The organism is Haloprofundus salilacus, from assembly GCF_020150815.1.
GTDB lineage: Archaea > Halobacteriota > Halobacteria > Halobacteriales > Haloferacaceae > Haloprofundus > Haloprofundus salilacus.
In genome coordinates this window covers 351,595-363,343 of the sequence record NZ_CP083723.1, presented here as the reverse complement: position 1 = coordinate 363,343, position 11,749 = coordinate 351,595, and the positions used below count along the sequence as shown (strand labels likewise).

Here is an 11,749-nt window from a genome sequence, read left to right as displayed (position 1 = left end):
CAGTAATTAGAGCTTTTCGCAGAAAACCCGGTGACGGTACAGTGACAGGCTAGCGAGATAAGCTCCGCATGTGGGGTGAAAACAGCCGTTCTGGTTTATTATCGAATCAGCGGTGTTTGAAAGCGTGAGTTCCACAACCATACGGACGGCCGTCGCGTTAGTAACCGCGCTTCTGCTGGTAACAGCAGGCGTTCAACCCGCGATGGGCGGTGCGGCGACGACGGCAGACGAGAATGTAACGTTCACCGACGTTTCGGTGAGTGAGCTACAGGTAGACGGCGGAACCGTCGAGAACGTCACGGTCGAGCGGTTAGTCGTCCAGCAGGTGGAGATCGGTGACCAAGGGACCGTCGAGGAGGGTGTCTTCGAGGACGCCTCCTTCGACAGCATCCAGGTCAGCGGCGTCTCCATCGAGGATATCGAGGTCCAGGACGACGACATCAACGAGGCCCAAGCGCGCGGCTACCTCGACTCGAACGAGAGCGTCGGTAGCGTGGTCATCGGCACTCTCCGCGTCGACACGCTCTCGGTCAACGACGTGAGCGTTGAGGACGACCAGACCGGTCTCCTCTCGAACGACAGCGCGTCCGACGGCTCGACGGCCAACGAGAGCGACTCGGCGGCCAACGAGAGCGACTCGGCGGCCAGTGAAAACGATTCGATGGCCGGCGAGGGCGACTCGGCGCAGACGGGCGACTCCAACGCGACGACGGTCCTCGTCCGCGAGGTCAACGTCGACGAAATGGAAGTCGACTCGCTGACCATCCAGACGCTCCAGCAGTCGACGCCGACGCCATCGGCGTTCGACGACATGGAGGGAACGGAGAACTTCTCGCTCGGTGAGAACACCGACCAAGCGCTGCAGGCTATCGACCGAGCGGAGATGGCTATCGACGAAAACCGCGAGCAGTTCACCGACGAGCAGTACGTTCAGCTGAAGACGGAGCTTGCGAACGTCCGCGAGGCGATAGAAGACGGTGAAGTGACCGAGGAGGAATCCCAGGAACTCACCGACTCCACGGAGACCATCCGCTCGACGCTCGACGAGTCTAACGTATCCGACGACCAGGTCCAGGGCGCGGTCGATCGATTGCCCGACGACGCCCGGCAGGTCGGTGACGGCGCCGGCGGCAACGTCGTCGTCGTCGACGCCGTCGACGTCGGCACCGCCGAAGTCGAGTCGATGACGACCGGCACGACGTCGGTTCGCGTCGCGCCGCAGTGGGACAGTCTCGCCGTCACCGGCGTCGAAGGACCGTCCGAAATCTCGGCCGACGAGACGTACAACGTCACCGTGACGGTGGTCAACCCGACGAACGAGACGGTCGCAGACAGCATCTCCTACCGCGCCGGTCTCGGCGCACCGACCAGTGAACTGGTCGTGCTCGAACCCGGCGAGACTCAGCAGGTAGAACTCGAAGTCCGCGGCCCGAGCCAGACCGCACTCGAGCGGACGAACTCGCCGCAGCACATCGTTACCACGTCGAAGACGACCTACACGGTTCCCGTCTCCGCCAACGACACCGCACCCGGTAACAGCGGCGACGCCGGGAACGACAGCGGCAACGGAAACAGCGGCGGTAACGGAAACAGCGGTAACGACAGCGGAAACTAACTGACGACCTCTCGTCGAAGCAGATCTCTTTTTTCGGCGACGACTCGACCGGAGAGCGACGCGTCCGCGAACGACCGGACGACCGCAGTCACCGCAACGCGGCGCTCGTTGCGACGCTCGTCTGCATCCCGTCGGTGTTGAACGCGCTTCCCGCCCCATTGTCGTCGAGAACGATGACGCCGGCGTCGGAACCGGTGAGTTCGCCGAACTCCGCCATCGCGCGGTCGGCGGCCGCCTGCGCGCCCAACCCCGCTTCGAGGTGTCGAACCGCCCGGCGCGAGAGCGTCGCCTTCGCGATGTCTTCGCCCGCACCGGTCGCGCTCGCGCCGCCGGCAGGCGCGCAGTAGAACCCCGAGCCGATCTGAGGCACGTCGCCGACGCGTCCGGCGAGGGCGAACCAGCGCCCGCCTGTCGAGGTGGCGGCGGCGAACGTCTCGCCGTCGCCGGCGACGGCCCCTACCGTGTCGTGGCCGCCAAACCGTTCGCGGAGCCACTGCAGATGTTCCGCGGGGCTTCCCTCGGGGGCGTCGCTGTCGTTCCAGCGCTCACGACTCTTCTCGGTCAGGAGGTCGACGCCCGTCTCGACGCCGTAGTCTGCCGCGAGGTCGACGGCGTGGTCGCCGACGACGAGGACGTGCGGCGTCTCCTCGGCGACGACGCGCGCCGCAGAGACGGCGTGTTCGACGCCCGCCATGCTCGCTGCCGCGCCCGTTTCGCGGTCGCTGGTCATCACGCCCGCGTCGGTTCGGACGACGCCGTCCGACTGGACCGCGCCTCCGACACCCGCGTTGAACCGGTCATTCGACTCCAGAAGCTTCACTGCCTCCTCGACGGCGGAAAGCGGCGTCGACAGCGCCGCGCCGGTCTCGGCCGCCTCGTCCAACGTCGCCTGTCGGGGTTCGGGTTCGTCCGGCGTGCCGCCCGCGCCGCCGTGTACGATGACGTGCATGTCGAACTCACGGTTCACCGGACCGCCATATGTAACAGACTCATTTGCGACGGTCGGCGACCCGAGGAAACCATTCGTTTCGAGCACGGCGCTTTCGGGGTGATGGGACACACTGCGGTCAGGTGGCGTGGACGCTCCTCCGTCACTGACTCTCGACCGCTCAAAAAAGAGACCGCACCGGGCCCGCAGTACGGGCCGAGTCGTCGGTTCTCGATCAGTCGTCGGAGCTAGGCTGCTGGGACTGGTCGTTCATGCTGGGCGCGGCGCGCTTGCTCTGGCTGGCCCACTGGTCGATGTTCTCGCCGACCCAGCCGCGAGCGCCGAGACCGATGGCGAGGCCGAGACCGATGGCGATGGCGGCACCGATGCCGTACGCCACGGCCCGCGCGAGGATGTACAGCACCTGCACGTTGAACCCCATCGTGTCGAGACCGATGACGAGTACCGTGAAGTAGAGGAACATCCGGACGCCGTCGGCCAGTATCGTCGAGACGCCACCCTGGGAGGTCGCGGAACTCTGCCGGACCACGCGGGCGATGAAGTCGGCGACGACGAAGCCGAGGATGATGACGGCCAATCCGGCGATGAACGCGGGCAGGTACGAGACAGCCGTCGTTATCCACTGCGAGAGCACGGTGATGGCGAGCGCGTTCGCCGCCGCGAGAATGGCGAGCAGGTAGACGTACCACGCCGCCAACTTACCGAACGTGTTCGAGACGGCTTGCTCGCTGTTTCCGAGCGCGCGGCCGACTGGCGTTCGGAGTACCATCTCATCGAGTTCGCTTCTATCGACGATCGCGGAGACGACTCGGGCGACGACGCGCCCGATTATCCACCCGATGAGGAGGATGATGGCTGCGCCGATGAGTCGCGGGATGAACGCGATGATCGTCGAGATGGTCTCCTGGAGGAAATCCGGGATACCGAACTGCAGGACGACGAACAGCGGAACCAACGCCGCGTTCGTCGTGTATTCGTTGTCATTGCACGTACCGATGTTTGTCTTCGACATGGGCACGTGGAGAAACGGCCCCAAGAGACTTTAACTCGTTGCCTAAGGCCATGAAATAATCGCAGAGTAGTAGCTATCCGGCCCTGTTATCTCGACTTCGCCCGGTTCGAGAGGCATTCTCTCGGCGAGTTAGCTACCGAAAGCGCCGAAATAGTTATTCAGCGCTTACGCGTCGCTGCGTCAGCCGTCCGAAATTCGAGAGATTCGTCCACGCAGGCACGTCTTAGGAAATATTGGGCTTTACATCCCAGTCCTGCAGACACTCTGTGAGAAAACGTCGGCCGAGGTGTGCGGTTACCACAGAGGCCAGCCGCCCGTGTTACGTGCTAGCGTCGGCGTGTTCGGCAAAATATTACCGCCGGAACTGCAGAACGGCAGGCCTTTTACGCTGCCTCGAAAACTCACCGTTGTTCATGAGCTACGATCAGGTCAAGGTCCCTGAGGAGGGCCAGAAGATTACGGTCGCCGACGAGGAGGCCGGCGAACTCGACGTTCCGGAGAACCCCATCATCCCCATCATCCACGGGGACGGAATCGGTACAGACGTCGGTCCGGCCGCGCAGAAAGTACTCGACGCCGCCGCAGAGGCGACGGGCCGCTCTATCTCCTGGATGCGCGTCTACGCCGGTGAGTCCGCCCGCGAGAAGTACGACGAGAACCTCCCAGACGACACGGTCAACGCCATCAAGGAGTTCAACGTCGCCATAAAGGGTCCGCTGACGACGCCCGTCGGCGCGGGCTTCCGTTCGCTCAACGTCGCGCTCCGCCAGAAGCTCGACCTGTACGCGAACGTTCGCCCGACCTACCACATCGACGGCGTCCCGTCGCCGGTCAAACATCCCGAGAAGATGGACATGGTCACGTTCCGAGAGAACACCGAAGACGTGTACGCCGGTATCGAGTGGGAAGCCGGCACCGACGAAGTCGAGAAGGTCCGGAACTTCGTCGAAGACGAGATGGGCGCCACCGGCGTCATCCACGACGGTCCCGTCGGCATCGGCGTCAAGCCCATCACGGAGTTCGGCTCGAAACGCCTCGTCCGCGAGGCCATCGACTACGCCATCGAGAACGACCGACCCTCGGTCACGCTCGTCCACAAGGGCAACATCATGAAGTTCACCGAGGCGGCGTTCCGCGACTGGGGTTACGAGGTTGCTGAGGAGGAGTACGACCAGACCATCACCGAGGACGAACTCTGGGAGGAGTACGACGGTGAGCGTCCCGAGGACAAGATCGTCGTCAAGGACCGTATCGCCGACAACATGCTCCAGCAACTCCTCACACGCACGGAGCAGTACGACGTCATCGCGACGATGAACCTCAACGGCGACTACATGTCCGACGCCGCCGGCGCGCAGATCGGCGGCCTCGGCATCGCGCCCGGCGCGAACTTCGGTACCGCCCGCTGTCTCGCCGAACCGGTCCACGGCAGCGCGCCGAAGTACGCCGGTCAGGACAAGGTCAACCCGACGGCGATGATCCTCTCCGGTCGCCTGATGCTCGAGTACATGGGCTGGAAGGACGCCGGCCAGCTCGTCAAGGACGCCGTCGAGGAGACGATCTCCTCCGGTAACGTGACCTACGACCTCCACCGCCAGATCGAGGGCGGCAACAAACTCGCCACGAGCGAGTTTGCCGACGCAGTCGTCGAGAACATTGAAAAGCTCTCGTAGAGAGCTTTTCTCACCTTCGCGGCGGAGCCGCGAAAACATACGGAAGCTGTCGTAGGGAGTATCCCGGCTAATCGGTAAATCTCCGGTTTTTCGCGGGTGAACGTTCCGACAGAGACGTTCAAAGACGACGATCTACTGTTCCTGCTGGGAACTCGTAATCCCTTCTCGGCGACTCGTCGGGCGGCTTTCTCGAACGTTACTCCTGCCAGTCGGGATTCACGCGCGGCGGGCTGAAGATGTCGACGCCGCGGACGGGTTCGTCGCCGCGGTTCTCGGCGCTATGGGGTTCGCCGCCGGGGATGACGTAGGAGTCACCCTCGGTGACGCGAATCTCCTCCCCGTCGACGACGAACGTCAGCGTTCCCTGGGTGATGTAGCCCGTCTGCTCGTGCGGGTGATCGTGTTCGGGCACCGAGGCCCCAGCGGCGATGTGGAAGTGCTGGACGCTCATCTCCTCGCCCGCGGCGAGTTGCGCGAGGTGAACGTCGGGCACTGCTTCGGTCGTCTCTACGTCCGACAGCGACAGTCGTTCCATAGACTGTGACTGCGCTCCGACCGAATAAAGCTAGCGCGGCGCACGGAGTTCCGCGTACGGCGTCGGCCGTTCGATGACGACGTTGACCACCGCGCCGAGGAGGACGAGGATGCCCCCGAGGTAGAGCCACGTCACGAACAGCAACACCGCGCCGAGGACGCCGTAGGCCTGGTACTGCGAGGCGTTCTGCGCGTAGTACAGAAAGCCCAGTTGGAGGAGAATCCACCCACCGGCGGCGACGACGGTGCCGGGGACGATGTGTCTGAACGTGACGGGGACCGGCGGGAGGATGTAGTATATCGGCAGGAGAATCAAGACGAGGAGTACGAAAAGCGAGAGCGTCGTCACGATCGCCGGGTAGGGAATCGAGAGGTCGACGAACGTGACGACGATACCTGCGCCGGCCATGAGTCCGATCGCGACGAGTACGACGACGAGCACGAGCAGTCCGTCGAACAACCGTCGGAAGAAGCCGATGGAGTGGAAGCTACCGTACACTTCGCCGAACGCCTGCGAAAGACCGCGAAACATCTTCAACGCCCCCCAGAGCAGGAATCCGAGACCGGCGATACTCGCGCCTCTACGACCCGCGGAACTGGTCAACGCCTGTTCGAGCACCTGTCGGCCGCTCTCGGAGGTGTACGCGCTCACCTGGTTCAGTAGTTGCGTCACCACTTGGCCCTCGCCGAGAAACGTGGCGACGGCGAACACGAGGATGGTTAGCGGAATGAGCGACTGGAGCGCGTAGTGAGCGAATCCCGCCGCGAGAAACGTGATATTTCGGTCGCGCGCGACGCGGACGACGGTTCGAAGCGTACTGGTCACTCCCACAGATGGTCACTGCTCACGGACAAACGGCAACGCTTAGGAGTAAATCGTTTCTGCCGGGTCGCGGTGACAGTCGCCTCTGTCGATAGTTTCGGGGGCGAGCAGTAGATTCAAACCCGCCGCCCGACCACAGCGAGACATGTACGCCGTCGTCGGCTGTAACGGGTGTTCGAACATCTGGATAATTGAGAACCCGCGCGAACAGGCGTCGGCGCAGTGTTCGCGCTGCGGCAAGCGCCACCAGACGAAGAAGCTCCGGCAGATGTACACCGCCGAGGACCACGACGCCGCCCGACAGGTCCGCTCGGCGATACTCGCAGAGAAGCAGGGCGCGTCGGAGGCGTTCTCGAACCTCGACTCAGTCTCGGAGATGGAGACGCAACTCGACGACGCCCACATCTCCGACCACGAGTATCTCGAACGGTCGGGTCTCGACGCCGAGGAAGTCGCCGCCGCGGGCGATACGTCGTCGCGGTCCACGTCTTCGAGCAAATCGCGGCGCGAACTCGTCGAGGAGGCAGTGAAAGAGCAGGAGCGACCCACAGAAGAGGAAGTCGTCAGCTACGCCGCAGAGCGCGGCGTCCCCGCGGAGAAGGCGCGAGACATTCTGGAGAAGCTCACGCTCGGCGGCGAGGTGTCGGAGAGCCGCGGACGGTACCGCTCGCTCTGAGAGATGCGACGGGCTCTCTCCTCGCCCGGAGCTACCGACCCAGTTCCTCGTGGGCGCTCGACAGATGCCGCGACCCGAGCGCCGCCAGAAGCGAAAGTTCGCCCGCGAGCGACCCGACGGCGATAGCTTCGGCGAGCGCGTCAGCGTTCGCTCCGGCGGGGTCGCCGCCGCCGCGGACGCCGAGCACGTCCAGTCCTTCAGCCTGCGTCGGCAGTTTCGTGCCACCGCCGACGGTGCCGACTTCGAGACTCGCCAGCGAGACGGAGACGTAGAGATCTCCGCCCTGTACTTCGGCCGTCGTGATGGCGTTCGAGCCTTCGACGACCTGCGCGGCGTCCTGCCCGGTCGCGAGGAACATCGCGGCGACGACGTTGGCAACGTGGGCGTTGAAACCGAGGCTTCCGGCTTTGGCGCTGCCGACGAGGTTCTTTCGCGTGTTGATTTCGGCGACGGCTTCGGGGGTCGTGTGGAGTCGCTCTTCGACGATCTCGCGCGGAATCGTCACGTCCGCCGTGACACTTCTCCCTCTACCCTCGACGGCGTTGATGGCGGCGGGTTTCTTGTCAGTGCAGAGGTTGCCCGACAGCGCAACGAGCGAGGCCGTCGTCTCCTCCTCGACCACGTCGCAGGCGGCCTGCGTGGCGATGGTGACCATGTTCATCCCCATCGCGTCCTTCGTGTCGTAGCGGAAGCGCAGAAAGACGGAGTTGCCGACGACGTACGGCGTTACGTCCAACAGTTCGCCGTGATTGGTCGTCTCTTCGGCCGCTTCTTTCAACGCTGGTTCGTTGTCGCGCACCCACGAGACGAGCGCTTCGGCCTCGACCACGTCGGCGACGCGGAAGACGGGTGCGCGGGTCATGCCGGACTTAGTAACGCGCGCTCGTGCGCCGCCCGCGGCGTCGACGACAGAGAGGCCGCGGTTGACGGAGGCGAGCAGCGCCCCTTCGGTCGTCGCCAGCGGGAGGTAGCGCTCGCCGGAGAGCGCGCCGCCGTCGACCGTGACGGGGCCGACGACGCCCAGCGGAATCTGGGCCGCGCCGACCATGTTCTCGATGTTCGGGTCGGCCTGCTCGGCCGGGAAGCTGTAGTCGCCGACGGCGTCGAGCGACGCATCCGACTGTTCTTCGACGAGGAGTCGGCGGGCCGCCGCCGCGGTGTCGGCGTCGGCGTGCGCTTCGAGTTCGTGGAGTCTGAAATCGCCGTCGCGGACGCGGTCGGCGAGGGCTTCGGCCTCGGCGGCGTCCGGATTCGGCGCGGCGGAGTCGGTCATGGGGGACAGTTCGTCTCGGCGGTCGCTAAGGAGTATCGATTCGATTTCTCGAGTATCGGAACGCGGACGACGCCGGGACTGCCCGACGCCGACGCGTACTTTTAAAATGAGTTGGGGACGAACTTACGTGCAACCTCGCTCGGGTCACCAAAACCCTCGGTTCGAGGCCGAACGACGTTGCTATTCGCGTAACAACAGTGGAGTTGTAGTAGCGGAAACCACAGTTATCTTATATTTATTTGCGGCTTTCGAGTCGGTGATGAACGAAACGGCTCCGGAGCTTGTCAGTGTCGGCTTGTACGATGATATACTGGGCGTGCTCGCGAACGAGCGTTGAGAAGCGCCCCGTAGCGAATGGCCGTTCAGTTAGCGAACCGCCATCTCGTTAGCGACACGTCCCCCAGCGACCGTCGCCGCGAACCGAAAAGCCGGTTCCCGAACGATTTTGGCGCTCCCACGCGCCAGCACCACCATGACCGACGCCGCAGACCTCGTACTCGTCGACGGGGAGATTCACACTCTCACCGACGACGCCGCGGGTCGAACCGCCGAAGGCGACGACGCCGACGAGGTGTACGACGCGCTCGCCGTGCGAGACGGCGACATCGTCCGCCTCGGATCGACGTACGACGTGGAGTTCCTCGCCGGGGCAGAGACCGAAATCGTCGACCTCGACGGCCGCGTCGTCCTCCCTGGCTTCGTCGACGCGCACGTCCACCTCTCGATGACCGGCCGATACCTCGTCCACGCGAACCTCTCGGGGGCGTCCGGACCCGACGAGGCCGTCGACCGCCTGCGCGAGCGCGCCGCCGACGTGGGTCCGGACGACTGGATTCAGGGCTATGGCTACGACGAGAGCGCGTGGACCGAGTCGCGCTATCTCACCCGCGAGGAGCTCGACGCCGTCTCGGACAGTCGGCCTGTCGTCGCGTTCCGTGAGGACATGCACGTCGCGTCGCTCAACTCGGTTGCGCTCGACCGCTGTCGCGACGGGATGCCCGACGGTGACGTGCAGACCGAGGGCGGCGAACCGACCGGCGTCGTCGTTGAGGAGGCCGTTGACCCCGTCTTCGAGGCCGTTGAACCCGACGTCGGAGATATGCGAGAACTGCTTGACGCCGCGCAGCGTCGGGCCAACGAACTCGGCGTGACGGGCGTCCACGACATGGTCCGGCACTCGCGCGCGCCGCAGGTATACCGCGAGATGGACCTCGCGGGCGACCTCTCGCTTCGCGTCCGCGTCAACTATTGGGCCGACCACCTCGACGCGCTCTGCGAGGCGGGGCTGCGGACGAACCACGGCAGCGAGATGGTCCGGACGGGCGCGATAAAGAGCTACACCGACGGGAGTTTCGGCGGTCGGACCGCGAAGCTCTCGGAACCGTACAGCGACGCCGACGGGGCGACTGGCCAGTGGGTCGTCGGTCCCGAGGAACTGAACGACATCGTCGCCCGCGCCGACGACGCCGGCTTTCAGGTGACGGCGCACGCTATCGGCGACGAGGCCGTCGACGCCGTGTTGGATGCCTACGCGGACACCGAGAACCCAAGAGAGATGCGCCACCGCGTCGAACACGTCGAACTCGCCTCCGACGAGGCTATCGAGCGGTTCGCCGAGATGGGGGTCGTCGCCTCCGTCCAGCCCAATTTCTTGAAGTGGGCCGACGAGGGCGGACTGTACGAAGCGCGACTCGGCGACAGACGAACGGAAACGAACCGTTACCCCGCGTTGCTCGACGCGGGCGCGCCGCTCGCGTTCGGGTCGGACTGCATGCCGCTAGACCCGCTTTTGGGCGTCCACTGGGCGGTCAACGCGCCCGCCGAGAGCCAGCGTCTCGGCGTCACCGAGGCGCTGCGGGCGTACACGCTCGGCGCGGCGTACGCCGGATTCGACGAGAATTGGCTGGGAACCGTCGAGGTGGGTAAACGAGCCGACTTGACCGTTCTCGACGACTCGCCGTGGGAACGGTCGGACGCGATTTCCGACATCGACGTGGCGATGACCGTCGTCGACGGTGACGTGGCGTACGACGGGCGATAGTCTCGGTCCGATATCGAGCGAGAGTACCTCTCTCGCCTTTCGACTATCGGGCCAGAGCGTTCTTTCCGTCGCTTCCCTAGAAGGGAGGTGCGGACTGACATTCAGGGACGGGTGTGGCCACCCATCTCGACTCCCGCTCCCGCAAACGCTTCGGCTCTCGTTCCCGCGGACGTTCACCGGGCGACGCCGTAGTCGCCGCCCGACCCTCTCGGAGCCGTGTTCGTCACCCTCGACTCACGTGTCCGTACTTCAGGAGGGCGACGAACACCGACCCGCCGACTGCGTTGCCGAGCGTCGCGAGTACCAGGAACCGGCCGTAGTCGGCGAACGTTATCTCGGGGGCGATAAACAGGCCGAACAGCACCTCAACGTTGCCTGCGATGGAGTGCGGGAGGTGGAGGATGCCGATGGAGGCCGTCACGAGCCAGACGATGAGCACGCGGCTCATCGTCCCCTGCGCGGCGGTGACGAGCCACGAGAGCAGTCCCATCAACCAGCCGGCGAGGACGGCCGACCAGAACATCCCCGAGCTGCTGTGGTGGACGAGTTTCTCGGCGACGGTGACGAACGATTCGGGGTTGGCGACGCCGAGGTCCGGGATGACGGTCACGACGAACGCCGTGAACACAAGTCCGCCGAGCACGTTGCTCGCGAATATCACCGACCAGAGCCGTCCGAGGTCGCTCCACGAGGCCTGTCCGTCGATGACGGGGAGCACCGCCAGCGTCGTGTGTTCGGTGAACAGCTCCGACCGCCCGAGAACGACGAAGATGAAGCCGATGGAGTAGGCGCTGGCGAGCAGCACTTCGGTCGGCAGGTCGCCGTAGCTGCCGGCGGAAAGCGTGAGCACGACGGCCATCAGCAGCGGTCCGAACCCGATGTCGAGCCCCGCCGACAGCCCCGAGAGAAACAGCCCGTCGAGTTCGCGGTTCATCTCGTGTAACCCCTCGTCGATCTGCATCTCGAGGATCTCGCGCACCGGAAGCTGCTCGCCGAAGAATCGTGCCGGCGTCTCGCCCCCGTCCGGTTCAGCCACAGTACCGACCGCCTTTGATCGCGACGAGCGATGGAGTCGATGGCGTAACCATATCGAAAAGACGGTCGCCTCGTACGTAATTATTCGGCACAGTGCGGTACCCGCCGACGGAACCGA

At 64.7% G+C, this 11,749-nt stretch carries 10 protein-coding genes; 4 read left to right on the top strand and 6 right to left on the bottom strand.

Going from position 1 to position 11,749, the window contains the following annotated elements; all coding sequences use genetic code 11:
- Window positions 1–124 precede the first annotated feature (124 nt).
- Complete coding sequence (locus LAQ58_RS01710; protein WP_224448901.1) at window positions 125–1,615, top strand: cupredoxin domain-containing protein; 1,491 nt, start codon at window positions 125–127, stop codon at window positions 1,613–1,615.
- Between the two features lie 88 nt (window positions 1,616–1,703).
- Here the strand turns inward: LAQ58_RS01710 and LAQ58_RS01705 are convergent, their stop codons facing one another.
- A complete protein-coding gene (locus tag LAQ58_RS01705) occupies window positions 1,704–2,564 on the bottom strand; it encodes an isoaspartyl peptidase/L-asparaginase (protein ID WP_224450203.1) in 861 nt (286 codons plus the stop codon).
- 214 nt (window positions 2,565–2,778) lie between these two features.
- A complete protein-coding gene (locus tag LAQ58_RS01700) occupies window positions 2,779–3,576 on the bottom strand; it encodes a mechanosensitive ion channel family protein (protein WP_224448900.1) in 798 nt (265 codons plus the stop codon).
- 413 nt (window positions 3,577–3,989) lie between these two features.
- Here LAQ58_RS01700 and icd point away from each other — a divergent pair, with 413 nt between their 5' ends.
- Window positions 3,990–5,249: an isocitrate dehydrogenase (NADP(+)) gene (gene icd, locus LAQ58_RS01695; protein WP_224448899.1), complete on the top strand. Its 1,260-nt coding sequence runs from the start codon at window positions 3,990–3,992 to the stop codon at window positions 5,247–5,249.
- A gap of 196 nt (window positions 5,250–5,445) precedes the next feature.
- Here the strand turns inward: icd and LAQ58_RS01690 are convergent, their stop codons facing one another.
- Together LAQ58_RS01690 and LAQ58_RS01685 are read right to left on the bottom strand one after the other, a co-directional pair.
- The gene (locus tag LAQ58_RS01690) at window positions 5,446–5,784 is read right to left on the bottom strand and encodes a cupin domain-containing protein (RefSeq protein ID WP_224448898.1); all 339 of its coding nucleotides are present in this window, start codon (window positions 5,782–5,784) and stop codon (window positions 5,446–5,448) included.
- Between the two features lie 30 nt (window positions 5,785–5,814).
- Entirely contained in the window at window positions 5,815–6,609 is a 795-nt protein-coding gene (locus tag LAQ58_RS01685; protein WP_224448897.1) for a YihY/virulence factor BrkB family protein, read from the bottom strand.
- A 142-nt stretch (window positions 6,610–6,751) separates the two neighbouring features.
- Between LAQ58_RS01685 and LAQ58_RS01680 the strand changes: the two genes are divergently transcribed.
- Window positions 6,752–7,282 carry a DUF5817 domain-containing protein gene (locus tag LAQ58_RS01680; RefSeq protein ID WP_224448896.1) on the top strand — a complete coding sequence of 177 codons (531 nt, stop codon included), beginning with the start codon at window positions 6,752–6,754 and terminating at the stop codon, window positions 7,280–7,282.
- 31 nt (window positions 7,283–7,313) lie between these two features.
- Here LAQ58_RS01680 and hmgA read toward each other — a convergent pair whose 3' ends face one another.
- A complete protein-coding gene (gene hmgA, locus LAQ58_RS01675) occupies window positions 7,314–8,555 on the bottom strand; it encodes a hydroxymethylglutaryl-CoA reductase (NADPH) (protein WP_224448895.1) in 1,242 nt (413 codons plus the stop codon).
- Between the two features lie 472 nt (window positions 8,556–9,027).
- Between hmgA and LAQ58_RS01670 the strand changes: the two genes are divergently transcribed.
- Window positions 9,028–10,596: an amidohydrolase gene (locus LAQ58_RS01670; RefSeq protein ID WP_224448894.1), complete on the top strand. Its 1,569-nt coding sequence runs from the start codon at window positions 9,028–9,030 to the stop codon at window positions 10,594–10,596.
- A gap of 223 nt (window positions 10,597–10,819) precedes the next feature.
- On the opposite strand, the gene LAQ58_RS01665 is transcribed toward LAQ58_RS01670, so the two are convergent.
- Window positions 10,820–11,557: a formate/nitrite transporter family protein gene (locus LAQ58_RS01665; protein ID WP_224450202.1), complete on the bottom strand. Its 738-nt coding sequence runs from the start codon at window positions 11,555–11,557 to the stop codon at window positions 10,820–10,822.
- Window positions 11,558–11,749 lie beyond the last annotated feature (192 nt).